Annotated in this window: 1 pseudogene; it reads right to left on the reverse strand. The window is 64.1% G+C overall.

The features are described 5' to 3' along the window. Window positions 1–210, reverse strand: a pseudogene (locus tag R0J87_RS24850) (serine hydrolase); the annotation flags it as partial. Window positions 211–234 lie beyond the last annotated feature (24 nt).

Here is a 234-nt window from a genome sequence, read left to right on the forward strand (position 1 = left end):
CGCAAGCGCGGGAACGAGAGCTTCCGGAGCAAGCAGTTGCTGCCCTTCAAACCGCCCGCTGGAGAGCACCAGCTTCATCCCTTTGGCCATATCTCGAGCGCTAGAGCTCACCCCGCCCGCTGGACTTTGCTCATCGGGCTGGCGCAGATCTGCCGCTCTGAAGCCGTTGGCATCCGGTACATGGCTCGCCGCGCGATTCTCGCGCGCCATAAAATCCGCGTGGCGCGAACCGGT

This window comes from Halomonas sp. SIMBA_159 (assembly GCF_046536035.1).
Classification (GTDB): domain Bacteria; phylum Pseudomonadota; class Gammaproteobacteria; order Pseudomonadales; family Halomonadaceae; genus Vreelandella; species Vreelandella venusta_A.